The organism is Prosthecobacter sp. (assembly GCF_034366625.1).
Taxonomy (GTDB): Bacteria; Verrucomicrobiota; Verrucomicrobiia; order Verrucomicrobiales; family Verrucomicrobiaceae; genus Prosthecobacter.
On record NZ_JAXMIH010000014.1, the window covers coordinates 15,899 to 32,319 of the forward strand.

Consider the following 16,421-nt stretch of genomic DNA (forward strand, 5'->3'; position numbering starts at 1 on the left):
GTTGGGAATGAGATTATTTCGCGAGCTGGCCGTCGCGTTGGAAGGTTTGCCAGTCGGTGGCAAAAGTAGCGTTGAGGAGCCAGGAGGCGGTGGCTTTGTCGCCGGTGAACTCGGCAAAGGGTGCGACGGGCAAAGTTTGGTAGCCACCGGTCTTCGCATTCCAGTTTTGGCCGAGGTGGCCGGTCTCGGCTTTGAGTTCGTTCAGCTTCACCGGGCCTTTGGTTGGATCAGCATCGGCAGGCACGCGGGCGGCGAAGCTGTGGCGCAGGAAGGAGAAGACGAGCGGCCATGTTTTATCGCCAGGGCCGTGACCTGTCTTCGGCTCCACCGCGTAGTGCCAGAGCGCGGCATGTTTTTGGCGCATGGCTTCGACGACGGCCATGTTTTGCTCTTTGGTCGGACGAGCGAAGAAGCCATCGTCCTCGCCAAAGATGACCATGCCTGGCACCTGCGCCGCGCCGGGTTGATACACCTGAAATGTCGTGCCGGGCCGCATCGAAACCCAGCCCCACACGCGGGCACCTTCCGTGGCGGTGAAGATGGCGGAGAAGCCGGTGCCGTTCGAGTGGCCGTAGAGAAATAGCGGCGCATGAACGAGTTCGGGATGCCCCGATTTGACTCCGAAGTCCTTCAAACGGTCGTAAAGCAGGCTGCGAGGCCAAAAGCCGCGCTGCATGGGATTGCCGACGAACTTGAAGATCGCGAGATGCAGCTCACGCGCGATCTTCCGCGTCTCTGCGTGCTTGTAGAGCGTCTCGCCGCTGCCATGGCCGGTGATCGCGACGATGCCGCGCACGCTGCCAATGCCATCGGGCACCCACAGATCGAACTTCACGTCCTCGCGCTTGCCTTCGCCCTTCTGCTTCACCGCCGCAGCCCATTGTGCATCGCTGAGATCCCAGTCCCAATGCTGCTCGATGACCTGATTCGCTGCGGGCGTGCCCCACTTGGCTTCATCAAGGATGATGTTGCCCGCACCCTGCCCCTTCACCCCCGCATTCGCCCGCACCCAGCCGAGGCTGTGGCATTCGGGGAGTTGGAGGATTTCGGTGATCTCGATCTCGGCAGCGAATGCGCTGCACGCAGTCAACGAGACGAGCAGATGCAAGCAGGTATGTCCGTGAGGGAAGTTCATGATTCGTAATATACTAGCTTTGGGAGCCGACTCGAATGCCAGGCGACGCTTTGAGACCCACTTCCGGTCCGATCAGATTGGTAGAGAAAGGGGGGCATTGGACAGTGGATCAAACGTCCGCCCGAGCGCCGTCATGCAAGTCCCCCCGAATGTTCGGGGGCCGTTCACGAGCGAGAACACGGTGGCAGCAGCGCCTTCGCGCCGCTAGGCTCTTCGCGTCGTGCGTTTGCCCTTCCAGACTTTGCTTTGCCTCGTGCTCCTGCTTGGGAGTCGGGCGGCGTTTGGCGAGGTGATGGAGTGGATTCCTGAAATGCAGGCGCTGGAGGCCGAGCGGGTGCTTTTGGAGCAAAAGCGGGCCGATTTGCCTGCTGAACCGTTCGTGCAGCTCACGCAACGGCTCGGCTGGCACAGCGAGTATTCGACCTCGGCGGACAAAGCGGAGTGGGTGGAGCTGAATCTGGGGCAGGCGCAGAAAATCGACTCCGTGGTGCTCATCGCGCCGCCGCCGAATGGTGGAGCTGTCGGCGCAGGTTATGGCTTTCCAGTGCGGTTTTATGTGGAGCTGCTCGGTGAAGGCGAAGACCCCGAGCGCACGATCATCGCGGACTTCACGGAGGCCGATTTTCCGAATCCAGGACTGCTTCCCGTTGTGATCGATGCCAAAAGCGGTCTCGCGCAAAAGGTGCGCATCACGGCGACGCGGCTGATCGGCGGCAAAGAGCGTTTCTTCTGTGCTCTCGGCGAGGTGATGCTGCTTCAGGGCAATCACAACCTCGGCGCACGACTCGAAGCTATCGGCCCTGCGGCGGTGCGGGCAAGCAGCAGCCAGGGCACGCGACCTGACTGGGGCCGCATCAATCTCGTCGATGGTCACACCGTTCTCGGGCCACCGCTCGGCACGCGCTCCAGCCCCGCGCTCGGCTTTCGCAGCAAACTGGTGAGCGAACTCCGCGCCACGAGCCATCCGTGGGTGGAGATCGATCTCGGCCAAGTGGCGATGGTGGACGAGGTGCGCCTGTTTCCGGCGTCTCCGCCGCAGTTTGCGCACAGTCACGGCTATGGCTTTCCCGTGCGTTATCAGATCGAATTGCGTGAGGAGGACAATGAACTGCCGCGCGTGCTGCCCTCGCCGCAATCCGGCAGTTACAACGCTGTGCCGGGCGACAACGTGGTGAGCATCATCGGCGGGCATCGCGCACGATTTGTGCGGCTGAACGTGCTGGAGCCTCATGTGAGCAATGGCAGCGTCGTTTTGGCGATGGCGGAGATGCAGGTGTGGTCGAATGGCAAAAACATCGCGCCCAGCAGCGACATCACAGCCTCGGATTCCACCGAAGCCGACGGCTGGTCGCAAAACGCGCTCGTGGATGGCTTTGCGAGCGGCGCAGACATCCTCGACTGGCCCGCGTGGCTCGCCGGACTCTCGCAACGCCGCGAGGTGGAGCATCAACTCGCCATACTGAAGGCCAAACGCACGAGTCTCACGCAACACTGGCAACGACTCGGCCTCGGTTTGCTCATCGCCATCGCCGTGCTCGGCCTCATCGCCGCGCTGATCTGGCTGCAACGGCAACGAAGGGCGCGCTTGATGGAAATGGAACGTCTGCGCCAACGCATCGCGCAGGATTTGCATGACGAGATCGGCAGCAGCCTCGGCAGCATCGCCTTGATCGCGCAGGACATCCTGGCGGATGACAAACATGCCCGAGATGACCTCACGGAGATCAAAACCATCGCCGATGAAACCGTGGACGCCATGCGCGACATCACGCGCCTCATGCAAAGCGAGCGCTACGGCACCGACGACCTCCCCACGCTGCTGCGCGAGACCGCCGCGCGCACGTTGCGCGGCATGAAGCACACCGTGAGCATCGACAACGAAACGCAGACCCGCCGCCTCGCCGTGGATCGCCAGCGCGATCTCATGCTCATGTTCAAAGAGGTGCTGCACAACATCACCCGCCACGCCGAAGCCACCGAGGTCACGATCACGCTCGCTCAAGATCACCGCGATATCATTCTCACCGTCCGCGACAACGGCCACGGCTTCGATCCCACCGCCACGACCTCCGGCATGGGCCTCACCAACCTGCGCCGCCGTGCTGCCAAGCATCAAGGCCGCGCCGACATCGCATCTTCGCCGCAAGGCACTACTTTCACCCTCACCCTGCCGCTTCATGCCTGAAACCATCCACGTCTGGCTCATCGAAGACCACAAAACCTACGGAGAGCGACTCGCACGAGCCTTGAACCGCGTCGAAGGCTTCGCCTGCACGCAGCGCTTCACCGCGTGTGAAGATGCCTTCGCAGCGCTGACCACCGAGTCCGCGCCGCAGGTTCTTTTGCTCGATGTCGGCCTGCCCGGCATGAATGGCATCGACGGCATCGCGAGACTGCGCCAGCTCGCGCCACAGACCGCCATCGTCATCCTCACCGTCTTTGAGGAGGACGACAAAATCTTCCGCGCCATCTGCGCCGGAGCCGCTGGTTACCTTTTGAAGACCTCCAGCACCGAAGACATCGCCGCCGCCATCCGCAGTGCCGCTGCCGGAGGCTCCCCCATCAACCCCACCATCGCCCGCCGCGTGTTGGAGATGTTTTCCAAAGCGAACACTGCCTCCCAAAACGACTACGGCCTCACGCCGCGTGAGATGGACATCCTGAAGCTCCTCGTCTCCGGCAGCACCATCAAAGACGCCGCCGCGCAACTCGGCATCGGCTACTACACGGCGGACGAATATATTCGCAGCGTGTATGTGAAGCTCCAGGTGCGCTCACGCGGCAGTGCCATCGCGAAGGCGGTGAAAGAGGGGCTGGTGTGAACACCACTCACTTCGTCAAAAACGGCCCCACGACCTCTTTCCAGATCGCATAGCCCTTCGCGTTCATGTGCAGCTCGTCCTTGAGAAAGATGTCCGGCTTCGGTTTGCGGTCAGGGCCGAGCATGTGCGGATAGACGTTGATGAACTGGAGGCGCTTGTCGGTCTTGGTGAATTCCTCGATCAAGCGGCTGCACTCGCGCATCTGCTCGATCAGCGCCCAGCGTTTGGGATTGGGCGCGTTGGAGATGTAGCTGATGCGGCACTCGGGCAGCGCCGCATGCACGCGGGAGACGAAGGCTTTGAAGTCGGACAGCACGCGCTGCGGCGTCTTGCCGGCATTGATGTCGTTGCCGCCGGCATACATCACGATGTGCTTCGGCAGATACTGCAGCACGGTCAGATGGGCATAGTTGAAGGAATCAAACACCTCGGAGCCGCCGAAACCGCGATTCATGACTGGCAGGCCGGGGAAATCGTCCGCCAGTGATTTCCACATGCGGATGCTCGAACTGCCGGTGAAGACGATGGGATTGGCGGGCGGCGCTTTTGCCGCATCCAGCTTCGCAAAGGTGAAAATTTCTTTCTGCCATTTGATGGCGGAGGTCACCACGTCATAACCGGCCTCGCTGAAGTGGAGCTTGTCCTCGACGTAGAGTTCGGGCCGCGGCTTGCCATCGCTTCCAAGCAGCAGCGGAAAAATGTCGATGAAATCGACGCTGTTCTTCGCACAGGAGGCGGAAATCAGGCTGTTCGTCGTTTTGACCAGCTCCACCTCGTCCCAGCGCGAGGGAGAGGTCGGAATTGAGAGGAAGGCGAGCTTCGTCTTCGGCAGCGCCTTTTGTACTTTGCTGACAAACGCCTCGAACGCGGCCAGCACTTCCTCCGGCGTTCGACCGGAGTGCAGGTCGTTGCTACCGGCGTTAAGATAGATCTGTTTCGGCTTGTATTTGAGAACGATGCGGTCGGCGAAATGCACCACGTCGCTGATGTGCGAGCCACCGAAGCCACGGTTGAGCACCGGAGTCTTTTTGAAACGCTCCGGCAGCGACTGCCAGCGGCGGATGTTCGAGGCACCGGTGAAAAGCGTCACATCCTTCGGCGGTGCCTTGGCCTGATCTTCGGCTTCAAACGCCTGGATCGCCTTCTCAAAGCGTGCCGGATCAGCAGGCGCGAGGGCGAGCGCCCAGCAGGCGTTGAAGAGGAAGAGAATGACAAAAAGTTGGCGATAAATCATGGCGGCATGGCAAACGTTGTGCGTGATGAGCCTCATGCAACCACTGCTCAAAAGCTGGAAACGAAGATTTGCCTCCCGCACTGCGCTCACCACCAGTCGTGTCGTGAGTCCAGCCGCTCCTGTTTCCCTCGACATTCCAGACCAGCCTCAGCTTCCCGGTGTCACACTGCTGGCGGACGCGGCGCGTTTCGTGGTGCATTCACGCCATGCGGTGGCCATGGACCTCTGCCTTTATGATCCGGCCGATCCTGCGCGTGAAACCGCCCGCGTGCGCATGAGGCGCGGTGAATGTGACCTGTGGCACGCCACCGTGCGCGATGTCAAAGCGGGCGCACTGTACGGCTATCGCGCCCATGGGCCGTGGCTGCCTCAGAATGCGATGCGCTTCAACGCCAAGAAGCTGCTGCTCGACCCCTACGCCCGCGCGATCCACGGCGTGCCGGAGGCGGCGGAGCACATGCATACCTTGCCCAATCCGCAGCATGCGCCAGGCTGCGTCAACAACGGCTCCAAGGCACTAAAATGCGTCGTAATCGACGAGTCTTTCGACTGGACCGGCGACACCGCTCCGAGCGTGCCCTGGTGCGACACGGTGATCTACGAGCTGCATGTGAAGGGCTTCACCCAGACGCATCCCAAAGTGCCCGCCGAACTGCGCGGCACGTATGCGGGCCTCGCGCATCCTGCCGTCACCACCTATCTGCGCGATCTCGGCATCACCAGCGTGCAGTTGTTGCCGGTGCATCAGCATCTCGACGACGGCTTTCTGCTCGGCCGCAATCTCACCAATTACTGGGGCTACAATACGATCGGGTTTTTTGCCCCGCACAGCACCTATGCCGCCGCCAGCGACCCACAGGCCCAAGTGCGCGAGTTCAAAGCGATGGTGAAGGCGCTGCATGCCGCCGGGATCGAGGTCATCCTCGATGTGGTTTACAATCACACCGCCGAGGGCAATCAAAACGGCCCTTCGCTGATGTTCCGCGGCCTTGATGACCACAGCTACTACCGCCACCACTTTGGCGAAGATGGCGCGGGTTATCTCAACGTCACTGGCTGCGGCAATTCGGTCGATTCGGCCAGCACCCCTGCCCTGCGGCTCATCCTGGACAGCCTGCGCTACTGGGTCACGGAAATGCACGTCGATGGCTTCCGCTTCGACCTCGCCGTGACGGTGGCGCGCAATGAACTGGACGGCTTCCACACGCAGTCGCAGTTCCTCAGTGCCGTGGCGCAGGATCCGGTGCTCTCGCGGGTCAAACTCATCGCCGAGGCCTGGGACATCTCGCGCGAGGACAGCTACCAGGTCGGCCAGTTCCCGGAGCCGTGGCGCGAATTGAACGGCAAGTATCGCGACACTGTGCGCAGTTGGTGGCGGGGCGATCCGGGGATCACGGCCGAGTACGCCAAGCGCCTGTGCGGCAGCCAGGACATCTATGGCTGGAACCAGCGTCCACCGCTCGCCAGCATCAATTTTCTCACCTCGCACGACGGTTTCACGCTGCTGGATCTCGTCAGCTACGAGCGCAAGCACAACGAGGCCAACGGTGAGGACAATCGCGACGGCGACAACACCAACCACAGCACCAACTGCGGCATCGAAGGCCCCTCCAAGGATCCCGAAGTGGTCAGCACCCGCGCCAAGCTCCGCCGCGGCATGATCGCCACCATGATGTGCTCCCTCGGCGTGCCTTTCCTCACCGCCGGCGACGAGCGCGGACGCACCCAGCGCGGCAACAATAACGCCTATTGCCAGGACAACGAGATCAGCTGGCTCGACTGGAGCCACGGTGATGAGGAGATGATCGAGTTCACCCGTCGCATGGCCGCCTTTCGCCGCAGCCTCGGCGTGTTCCGCCGCAGCGCCTATTTTAACGGTAAACTCAATCCCGCCACCGGTCTGCGTGATGTCACCTGGCTGGAGGACGACGGCACCCTCCTCCGCCATGAGGAATGGCATAGCATGACCTGCCGCAGTTTTGGCTCCTTGCTGGATGCAGGTGGCGGCACAGCGCATCCCCTGTTGTTGTTGTACAACAACAATAGCACCACCCAGCCGTTCACCCTTCCTGGTGGCAAAGACATCCGCTGGTCCCTCGTCTTCGACACGGCCCTTTCCCCTTCCTTCCCTCCTGGCACCCCGCCCGTTCATGCCGGCTCCACAAACTACCCGCTGCAGGCTCAGAGTGTCGTCTGCCTGACCTTGGCGGCTGGTGGCAGCGCGGGTCTCGAGCCCAAAGTTTGACCCAAGCAGCCCCCTCGTTTTAAGGATCCTGATGGTTTCGGAGACAGGCCGCCCAAGGCGAACAGCCCATTTGGGCCCCGAAAAACCCATAGCCAAGGTTTGCTCAATTGTTTTATGGTGTTTATAGTTTATCTAAATGCCTGCAATCCGCATCGCCCTGCCCGCCACCCTTCGCTCCCTGCTCGCCAGAGGAGCCGGATCGGCCATGGTTTCGGGCTTCCTGCTGGTGGCCATGCTCACGATGGTCGGAAAGATCGTTTCCTTTGCCAAAGATGCCGTCGTGGCCGCCAAGCTCGGCACGGCGGACGAATTGGACGCCTTCATGCTCGTGTTCGGTTTTTTCTCCTTCGCCTGCACCGTGCTGGCGGGCGGTTTGCCGGAGTCCTTTGTGCCCGCCTACGCGGAATTGCGTGAGCGCCGTGGGCAGCGCCGTGCGGACCGCCTCGGCGTGCAATGCGCCGCGTGGCATTTCGCAGCCTTGCTGGTCTGTGGCCTGGCTCTGTCGCTTGGCGCACCATGGATCGTCGCTTGGGCAACGAAAGGATTCGATCCCGCAAAGCAGGCGCTCTCAGTGAAGCTGCTGCACAGCCTGCTGCCCTTCCTGCTGTGCTTTGGCCTGGCACATCACCTTTCCGCCTGGCTGCGGGCTGGGAAAACCTTTCTGCTCGCCGCCTCGGCACCGATGCTCGTCCCGCTGGGGATTGTCATAGCCATGTTGATTGCAGGTGATCAGGTCAACGCCTGGACGCTCGTCACCGGCACCGTTTGGGGAGCCGTGGCGCATGTGGCAGTCCTCCTCATCGCCCTCGCACGCCGCCTGCCGCGTTCTGCACGTTGGTGGCGCTGCTGCCTGCGGCATTGGGAACCGGGACTGCGCACGGTGCTGCGCAATGCGCTGCCGTTTCTGCTCGGTGGCGTCGCCTTCGGCAGCGCGGTTGTGGTCGATCAAACGATGGCTGCATGGCTGACCGCAGGTTCCGTGGCCGTGCTCAGTTATTCCGACAAAGTGTGCGCCATCGTGCTCGCCGTCACTGCCGGCCCGGCCTCGGACGTGCTGTTCCCACACTTCGCCGAACTCGTCGCCCGCCGTGATTGGGCCGGCCTGCGCAAGCGCCTGTTCGCCAGCGCGGGCATCATCGTCAGCGCCGCGCTGCCCATGACGCTGATTCTGTGCTTCATGGCACCGTGGATCGTCAGCACGCTGTTTGAGCGCGGGGCCTTTGGACCGCAGGACACACAGCGCGTCGCCGAGGTGCTGCGTTTCGCGGCTTTCCAGATTCCCTTCTACATCCTCGGCACCGTCGCCGCGCGCGTTGCCGTGTCGTTGCAGGCGTCCCGCTTCATGCTCATGATCTCCTTCAGCGCCCTGGTACTCAATGCCTCGTTGAACTGGCTGCTCATGCGTCATCTGGGAGCCGCAGGCATCGCGCTTTCGACGGTCATCGTGCATTTCCTCTGCGCCAGCGCCACCTGCGTCATCTGCCTCATCGTGATCCGCCGAAAGGAGGCGTCATGAAGCTCGCCTTCCTCATCCGCGACCTCGGCCACGGCGGTGCGCAGCGTCAGCTTGTGCTGCTCGCCAAAGGACTCGTGCGCGAGAGTCACGAAGTCAGTGTGATCCACTTCTACGACGGTGCCTTTCGAGCTGAACTCGAAGCAGCAGGCGTGCGTACGATCTGTGTCGGAAAAAAAAGCCGCTGGGACCTGCTCGGTTTCTTTTTTCGCCTCATCCAAGCCACGCGGCGCATCCGGCCTGACATTCTCCACGGCTACCTGGCCGAATCCAATCTCATGGCGCTGTTTTTGAAGCCCTTATGCGGCTTTCCGCGCATCGTGTGGGGCGTGCGTGATTCGCAGACAGACGCGCATCTGTGGGGCATCCTCGGCAGGCTCAGCTTCCGGCTAAACTGTCTCCTCGCCCGCTTCGCCGACCTCATCATCTGCAATTCCAAGGCCGGACGCGACTACTACGCCGCACGCGGCTATCCGCCCGCGAAGATGCACGTCATTCCAAACGGCATCGACACCGCGCACTTCACACCCAGACCAAAAACCGGCGGCAGGGCGCTCACCTTCGGCCTCGTCGGCCGCATGAGCCCGATGAAGGATCATGCCACCTTCCTCCACGCCGCCGCACTCGATCCGAATGCGAAATTCGTCATCGTCGGCTCCGGTGATGAAGCCTACGCGCAGCAGATGCGCGACCTCGCGACACGACTCGGTCTCGCTGACCGCGTCACCTGGCTGCCCGCGCAGAGCGACATACCCGCCGTCTATGCCAGCTTCGACTGCCTGGTGAACTCCTCCGCCTTCGGCGAGGGTTTTTCCAATGTCATCGGCGAAGCGATGGCCTGCGGTGTGCCGTGTATTGCCAGTGATGTCGGCGACAGCGCCTGGATCATCGGCGACAAATCGCATATCTTCCCTGCGGGCGATCATGAGGCGCTGGCGCAATGCATGCTCGCCTTCCAGCCGCACAACCCGCGTCAGCGCATCGTCGAGGAATTCAGCGTCGAGAAACTGATCGAGCGCACCAACCGCCTGCTCTCGAAAAAAGTGCTCTGGTTCACCACCGGCCTCGGCAGTGGCGGCGCGGAGATGATGCTGTCACAAATCATCCGAGGTCTGCCCGAGTTGCAACATATCGTCATCAGCCTCACCGGGGGTGGCAAGCATGCCGACGCGCTACGCGAGGCTGGAATCTCGGTTCACAGCCTCGACATGCCCTCCGGCAAACCCACGCTGGGCTCACTATGGCGCTTGTTCAAAGTCGTGCGCCAGACAAAGCCCGATGTGCTCATGGGCTGGATGTATCACGGCTGCCTCGTTGCCACGATCGCGCGCTTCATGCGCTTCAAGAGCGTGCCAATGATCTGGAACATCCGCCAGAGCCTCTACGACCTAAAATTGGAGAAGCGCGGCTCCGCGCTCGTCATCCGCGCCCTCGCGTGGCTCTCCTGGCTGCCACAGCGCATCACCTACAATTCGCAACTCAGCGCGCAACAGCATGAAGCCATCGGCTATCGCGCTGCGAAGACACAGCTCATTCCGAATGGCTTCGATCTTGCCAAATGGCAGCCTGGAACGCCGATTCGTGCACGTATCGGCCGTTTTGGTCGCAACGCGGCGATGAAGGACTACGCCACCTTCATCGAAGCGGCGAAACTCATCACGCAAAAGCACCCTGAAGCTCAGTTCATCATCGTCGGAGCTGAAACCGGGACACTCAACGTGCCGCCAAACATCCAGCTCCTCGGCGAACGCCACGATTTGCCAGAACTCACCGCTTCACTGAACATCGCCGTCTCTTCTTCGGCCTTCGGCGAAGGTTTTCCCAACGTCGTCGGCGAGGCAATGGCCTGCGCCGTGCCCGTCGTCGCCACCGACATTGGCGACACACGCTGGGTCATGGGTGAAACCGGCCACATCGTGCCGCCATGCGATCCATCAGCACTCGCCAAAGCGTGCATCGGCATTTTGGACGCTGGCATCACACGCGATTTCGCGGCTCGTGAACGCATCGAGGGGCAGTTCTCCCTCCCCAGCGTCCTGAAGTCCTTCAACACCCTGCTCACCACGCCGCTCACCGACGCACCGACGCAGCAGCGCACCCAATTACCGACCTACCAGCCATGTGTGGAATAGCCGGCTTCTTCAATCCCTCCAAGTCCCGCCCCGGACACGAGATGAACGCCATCGTCACCGCGATGACGGACGCCATCGTGCTGCGTGGACCCGACGATGCCGGTGCTTGGGTCGATTCTGAAAACGGTGTCGCTTTGGGCCATCGACGGCTCTCCATTCTCGATCTCTCGCCGCTCGGACATCAGCCAATGACCAGCGCGGATGGCCGCTTCGTCATCGTGTTCAATGGCGAGGTGTACAACTTCCAAGACCTCCGCGCTGAACTCGAAAAAAACGGCCACACCTGGCGCGGCCACTCCGACACCGAGATCATGCTGGCTGCGTTTTGCCAGTGGGGCGTTGTCGAAGCCACAAAACGCTTCAACGGCATGTTCGCCTTCGCGGTTTGGGACAAACAGGAGCGCGTTTTGCATCTCGGACGCGACCGGCTCGGCGAAAAACCACTCTACTACGGCTGGGTGGGCGAAACGCTTGTGTTCGCGTCGGAATTGAAGGCCATCCAACGCTTCCCCGGCTTCAACGCGGCGATTGATCGCGAGGCGCTGACCTCGCTGCTGCGCTTCAATTACATCCCCGATCCACTGTGCATCTACCAGGGCTTCAAGAAGCTGCCACCGGCCGCCATGCTCACGCTGCGCTCTCCTTCCGAGCGTCCGCAGCCCGGCTGGTATTGGAGTTTGCCACAAGTCGTCGAGCGCGGGCTCGACAACCCTTTCACCGGCACAGAAACCGAAGCCATCGACACCTTTGAGGCGATGCTCAAGAAGGCCGTGGGCATGCGCATGGTCTCCGATGTGCCGCTGGGTGCATTCTTGAGCGGCGGTGTCGATTCCTCGCTCATTGTGGCGATGATGCAGAAGCAAAGCGCGCGGCCTGTGCGCACGTTCACGATTGGGTTTCATGAGAAAGAGCACAACGAAGCCGAGTTCGCCAAAGACGTCGCCAAACACCTCGGCACCGATCACACGGAGATGTATGTCACGGGTGAAGATGCGCTGAACGTCATTCCGCAGCTTCCGTCACTCTATGACGAGCCATTCTCCGACTACTCGCAGATCCCGACGTATCTCGTCTGCAAAATGGCGCGGCAGCATGTCACCGTCGCGCTGAGTGGTGATGCGGGCGATGAACTCTTCGGCGGCTACGAGCGCTACTTCGTGGGTCGCAGCTTGTGGAATAAGATTTCATGGATGCCGCCGACGATGAAAAAGATGACCGCCGCGGCACTCACGGCACTGCCACCGAAGGTGCTGAATAGACTTGGGGCCAAAGTGCTGCCCAAACGCCTGCGTCACATCCCGCTCGGTGATAAATTGCACAAGCTCGCCGAAGTCGTCGCCGCGCCTGGCATGGAGACGCTTTACCTCAACCTCATGTCGCACTGGAAAAAGCCGCAGGAGATTGTCATCGGTGGCAAAGATCCTGTCACCGCGATTACCGACACGGCTTCATGGCCGCGTGTGAGTGATTTCACGCATCGCATGATGCATCTCGACATGGAGACCTATCTGCCCGGCGACATCCTCGTGAAAGTGGACCGCGCGGCGATGGGTGTGAGCCTCGAAGGCCGCATTCCGTTGCTTGACCACGATTTGATCGAGTTCGCGTGGCGTGTGCCGTTCTCGATGAAAGTTCGCAATGGCAAAGGCAAGTGGCTGATGCGTGAGACGCTTTACCGCCATGTACCCAAGACGCTGATTGACCGTCCGAAGCGCGGCTTCGGCATCCCGCTCGATGTCTGGCTGCGCGGCCCGTTGCGCGAGTGGGCAGAGGATTTGCTCAGCGAGTCGCGATTGAAACGCGAAGGCTTCTTCCATGCTGCTCCCATCCGCCAGAAGTGGCAGGAGCACCTCAGCGGCACGCGGAACTGGCATTTCTACCTCTGGGACGTGCTGATGTTCCAGGCCTGGCTGCAACACAACCGCTCATGAACTATCCGCAACCCATGCTTCGTCCCACCGGCTGGACCCGCTTTCGCGAGTGGGTGCTGGTCTGGGTCTGTGGTGGCATGCTGGGTGCCCTGGCGGCGGACGCGGCCATCGGCAGTTACGACGTGGGCATCTCGCCGATCAAACCGATCCTGTTCACGCTCGCGTCAGTGTTCATGTGCATCGGCGTCTCGCTGGTGAACAAGCCGCGTGTCTGTCTGGCGGTGCTGGGCGTGGCGCTGCTGCCGGCAGTGCGTTTATTTGATGCGGCGGTGCTGCGCCGCTTTGATTCGTCGTATCAGGACCAAATCGCGATGGATCTCATGCGCATGATGCTCGTGCTCATCGCCATGGTGGCGGTGTTTTCGACCGAAAAATGGCAGAAGACAGCGCTCTGGGCCGCCGTGTGCGCGATGCTGCTGACCACCGGCTCCGAAATCTACGAGATGCTCGGTTTCGCGAAGTTCAGCAGCATTCCAGGACGCTATGCGGGTTTCAACAGCCACCCGAACTTCCCGCCGGTGCTGCTGTGCGAGATGCTGGGCATCATTTTTGCGCTCTCAAAAAGTTTTCGCTTCAACTGCCTCATGATCGCCGTGGCGGTGCCTGGCGTGGCTCTCACTTACGGCCGCAGCGGCATGCTCGTGCTCGCATTGCTGTGTGGCACCTATGTGCTGCTCAATGCACGGCGGAATTTCGGCTTCCTCATGATTGTGACGGCCATCGCAATCCCGCTGCTGGGCATCGGCGCGGCGGTGCTGCAAAACAGCACACAGCATGGTGTGATGAAGGACAAAAACACCGCCGACCGCCTGGAGGCCATCTACAATCTCGACTTTGACAAGCTGAAGTCCCCCGAGCGCGTCAAAGACCTCAATGATGCGTGGGAAGAGGCGATGAAAAAGCCCATCTTCGGCCACGGCACGGGCGTTTCCGGCACGCTTTACGCCCCGCATAACGAATACGTCTCCATCTGGCTGGAGATGGGAATTCCAGGACTGGTCTTGTTTGCGGGAACATGGCTGTGGCTCGTCATGCGCAGTGTTCTGACAGGTGGAAAGGCCGGGTACCTCCTGTTTGCGCTGCTCGCCTTCACTCCTGTCGGGCAGGGCCGCATCGAGGTGCCGCATTTCAGCCTCGCGATGGTCGCCGCAGCCTGCATCCTGTGGCCGAAGCGATATCAGCTCACACTGCGTTCGTTGAAGGCCGCACCACAAGGCGATTCAGCCTTCACTCCTCCTCATCCGCAGCCACTTTCCCGCCAGGGATGATACCGCGCTTCGTGGTGGCGACGAAATCGGTGAAGGCGGCGGCCTCGGGCGTGAGTTCGCCCGCGCGGAGTTCTTCGACGGCCTGCGCGTTGTTCAAACCGCTGCGATAGACCTTGCGAAACGCCTCACGCAAAGAGCGCATCTGCTCGCGGCTGAAGCCCGCGCGTTGCAGACCGACGATGTTCAAGCCGCGCGCACGGGCCGGATTGCCATCGGCGGTGCAGAAGGGTGGGATGTCCTGCACCACCTTGGCGCAGCCGCCGATGATCGAGCGCGTGCCGATGCGGCAGAACTGATGCACAGCGGTGAGTCCGCCGATGATGACGTGATCCTCAACGAGGACGTGACCGGCCAGCGTGCCGTTGTTAGAGAAGATAACATTATTGCCCACGATGCAGTCGTGCGCGATGTGGACGTAGCTGAGGAAATTGTTGTGACTGCCAATGATCGTCTTGTCACCGGGCGAGGTGGCGCGGTGCACGGAGCAGAACTCACGGAAAGTGTTGTCGTCGCCCACTTCGAGCCATGTCGGCTCCGCCTGGTATTTCAAATCCTGCGTCTGCTGGCCGATAGAGCCGTAGGCGAAGAATTGGTTGTTCTTCCCGATCTTGGAAGGCCCCATGATCGTCACATGATGCTGAAGCCAGCAACCATCGCCGAGCTCCACATCCGCACCAATGATGCAATACGGCCCGATCTGCACATCCGCCCCGATTTTGGCGGATGGATCGATGATGGCGGTGGGGTGAATCGAGGCGGGCATGCGTTGGCAGTATTTTTTAGCGATCCACCACGCTGAACATGAGGTCGGCCTCGGAGACGACTTGGCCGTTGACGATGCAGCGGCCGACGCCGCTGGCGATGCTGCGCTTGGTCTTGAGGATCTCCGTTTCGATGACGAGCGTGTCTCCGGGCAACACGGGCCGGCGCCACTTCACGTTGTTGGCGCTCATGAAGTAGCCGATCTTGCCTTGGTTGCCCGGCATGCGCAGCAGCACGATGCTGGCGACCTGCGCCATCGCTTCAAGCTGAAGCACACCCGGCATGATCGGATGACCGGGGAAATGGCCCTGGAAGTACGGCTCATTGATGGTGACGTTCTTGATGCCACGGCACTTGGTTTCACCCTCAAAGCCGATGATGCGGTCCACCAGCAGGAAGGGATAACGATGCGGGAGGATGTTCATCACCTCGTTGATGTCGAGCACGGCCTCGCCGCCAGGAATGTTCAACTGGGCCGGCACCATGCTGCGCATCACGTTGTACTGCTGCACAATGGCGCGTGCCAGCTCGGTGTTGGGTCCATGACCTGGACGCACGGCAATGACATGGCCGAGGATGCGTTTGCCGGATAGCATCAAGTCGCCGACGATGTCGAGGATCTTGTGACGGACGAACTCGTCGGCAAAGCGCAGCGGCTGCTTCGAGAGCAGCGTGTCGCCGCGAATGACGACGGCCGCTTCGAGCGTGCCGCCTTTGATCAGGCCCTTCTCCATCAGCGGAGCGATGTCCTCGTAATACACAAAGGTGCGCGCGGCGGCGATTTCCTTCTCGTAGGTCTCGGGGTTGATTTCCGTGCTGAAATACTGCGTGAAGCGCCCGCCGGGGCCGACGTTGGTGCAGGAGATGCGGAACTTCTTGTCGGGGACGATGGTGAGGATGGTCCCGTCGCGGGTCTCCTGGTAGATCGGCTCACGCACCTCGAAAACCTTGCGTGCCTCCGTTTGCTCCACCAGTCCGGCAGACTTGATCAGCTCCACGAAGGGCATCGAGCTGCCATCGGCGATGGGCGGTTCGTTCGCATCCATCTCGATGATCGCATTGTCCACGCCCATGCCCGCGAGGGCGGAGATGACGTGCTCCACGGTGTGTACATTGACGCCGCCTTCGGCGATGGTGGTGGCACGCTCGACTTTCTGCACCTTTTCGACGAGTGCCGGGATGAAAGGCTTGTCCTCCAGGTCCATGCGGCGGAACTTGAAGCCGAAGTTTTCAGGCGCCGGCTGCAGCGTGAGCGTGACCTGCTCGCCGGTATGCAGCGAGGTTCCCATCATCGAGACGGTTTTGGCGAGAGTGTGCTGACGATCGGAAGCTGCCATAGGCGGACGCTTTCGTTAGCGTCTCGCCCCGGCAGGGTCAAA

The 16,421-nt window shown here is 61.3% G+C and carries 11 protein-coding genes; 7 read left to right on the plus strand and 4 right to left on the minus strand.

From position 1 onward, the window contains the following. Positions 1-13: 13 nt before the first annotated feature. A complete protein-coding gene (locus tag U1A53_RS15990; RefSeq protein WP_322282467.1) occupies positions 14-1,135 on the minus strand; it encodes a hypothetical protein in 1,122 nt (373 codons plus the stop codon). Between the two features lie 220 nt (positions 1,136-1,355). Here U1A53_RS15990 and U1A53_RS15995 point away from each other — a divergent pair, with 220 nt between their 5' ends. Further along, the gene (locus U1A53_RS15995) at positions 1,356-3,320 is read left to right on the plus strand and encodes an ATP-binding protein (protein WP_322282468.1); all 1,965 of its coding nucleotides are present in this window, start codon (positions 1,356-1,358) and stop codon (positions 3,318-3,320) included. Next, on the plus strand, positions 3,313-3,957 hold the full coding sequence (locus tag U1A53_RS16000) for a response regulator transcription factor (protein WP_322282469.1): 645 nt from the start codon (positions 3,313-3,315) through the stop codon (positions 3,955-3,957). Before U1A53_RS15995 ends, U1A53_RS16000 begins: the two co-directional genes overlap by 8 nt. A gap of 7 nt (positions 3,958-3,964) precedes the next feature. On the opposite strand, the gene U1A53_RS16005 is transcribed toward U1A53_RS16000, so the two are convergent. Continuing rightward, complete coding sequence (locus U1A53_RS16005) at positions 3,965-5,191, minus strand: GDSL-type esterase/lipase family protein (RefSeq protein WP_322282470.1); 1,227 nt, start codon at positions 5,189-5,191, stop codon at positions 3,965-3,967. 34 nt (positions 5,192-5,225) lie between these two features. Between U1A53_RS16005 and glgX the strand changes: the two genes are divergently transcribed. The 5 genes from glgX (at position 5,226) to U1A53_RS16030 (ending at position 14,280) form a co-directional block, all read left to right on the plus strand. Then, complete coding sequence (gene glgX, locus U1A53_RS16010; protein WP_322282471.1) at positions 5,226-7,436, plus strand: glycogen debranching protein GlgX; 2,211 nt, start codon at positions 5,226-5,228, stop codon at positions 7,434-7,436. 136 nt (positions 7,437-7,572) lie between these two features. After that, positions 7,573-8,952, plus strand: a complete 1,380-nt coding sequence (locus tag U1A53_RS16015) for a lipid II flippase MurJ (protein ID WP_322282472.1) — start codon at positions 7,573-7,575, stop codon at positions 8,950-8,952. After that, complete coding sequence (locus U1A53_RS16020; protein WP_322282473.1) at positions 8,949-11,081, plus strand: glycosyltransferase; 2,133 nt, start codon at positions 8,949-8,951, stop codon at positions 11,079-11,081. The genes U1A53_RS16015 and U1A53_RS16020 overlap by 4 nt, the downstream gene beginning before the upstream one ends. After that, on the plus strand, positions 11,069-13,012 hold the full coding sequence (gene asnB / locus U1A53_RS16025) for an asparagine synthase (glutamine-hydrolyzing) (RefSeq protein ID WP_322282476.1): 1,944 nt from the start codon (positions 11,069-11,071) through the stop codon (positions 13,010-13,012). The genes U1A53_RS16020 and asnB overlap by 13 nt, the downstream gene beginning before the upstream one ends. A gap of 14 nt (positions 13,013-13,026) precedes the next feature. Further along, on the plus strand, positions 13,027-14,280 hold the full coding sequence (locus U1A53_RS16030) for an O-antigen ligase family protein (protein WP_322282477.1): 1,254 nt from the start codon (positions 13,027-13,029) through the stop codon (positions 14,278-14,280). On the opposite strand, the gene lpxA is transcribed toward U1A53_RS16030, so the two are convergent. Both lpxA and U1A53_RS16040 read right to left on the minus strand, forming a co-directional pair. Beyond that, positions 14,240-15,043: an acyl-ACP--UDP-N-acetylglucosamine O-acyltransferase gene (lpxA, locus tag U1A53_RS16035; protein WP_322282478.1), complete on the minus strand. Its 804-nt coding sequence runs from the start codon at positions 15,041-15,043 to the stop codon at positions 14,240-14,242. The genes U1A53_RS16030 and lpxA overlap by 41 nt on opposite strands. 16 nt (positions 15,044-15,059) lie before the next feature. Continuing rightward, the gene (locus tag U1A53_RS16040) at positions 15,060-16,379 is read right to left on the minus strand and encodes a bifunctional UDP-3-O-[3-hydroxymyristoyl] N-acetylglucosamine deacetylase/3-hydroxyacyl-ACP dehydratase (RefSeq protein ID WP_322282480.1); all 1,320 of its coding nucleotides are present in this window, start codon (positions 16,377-16,379) and stop codon (positions 15,060-15,062) included. Positions 16,380-16,421 lie beyond the last annotated feature (42 nt).

Coding starts and splice junctions, on each gene's coding strand:
- U1A53_RS16030 (WP_322282477.1), top strand. CDS start 13,027: ATGCTTCGTCCCACCGGCTGGACCCGCTTTCGCGAGTGGGTGCTGGTC.
- U1A53_RS15990 (WP_322282467.1), bottom strand. CDS start 1,135: ATGAACTTCCCTCACGGACATACCTGCTTGCATCTGCTCGTCTCGTTG.
- lpxA (WP_322282478.1), bottom strand. CDS start 15,043: ATGCCCGCCTCGATTCACCCCACCGCCATCATCGATCCATCCGCCAAA.
- U1A53_RS16040 (WP_322282480.1), bottom strand. CDS start 16,379: ATGGCAGCTTCCGATCGTCAGCACACTCTCGCCAAAACCGTCTCGATG.
- U1A53_RS16000 (WP_322282469.1), top strand. CDS start 3,313: ATGCCTGAAACCATCCACGTCTGGCTCATCGAAGACCACAAAACCTAC.
- U1A53_RS16015 (WP_322282472.1), top strand. CDS start 7,573: ATGCCTGCAATCCGCATCGCCCTGCCCGCCACCCTTCGCTCCCTGCTC.
- U1A53_RS16005 (WP_322282470.1), bottom strand. CDS start 5,191: ATGATTTATCGCCAACTTTTTGTCATTCTCTTCCTCTTCAACGCCTGC.
- glgX (WP_322282471.1), top strand. CDS start 5,226: ATGCAACCACTGCTCAAAAGCTGGAAACGAAGATTTGCCTCCCGCACT.
- asnB (WP_322282476.1), top strand. CDS start 11,069: ATGTGTGGAATAGCCGGCTTCTTCAATCCCTCCAAGTCCCGCCCCGGA.
- U1A53_RS16020 (WP_322282473.1), top strand. CDS start 8,949: ATGAAGCTCGCCTTCCTCATCCGCGACCTCGGCCACGGCGGTGCGCAG.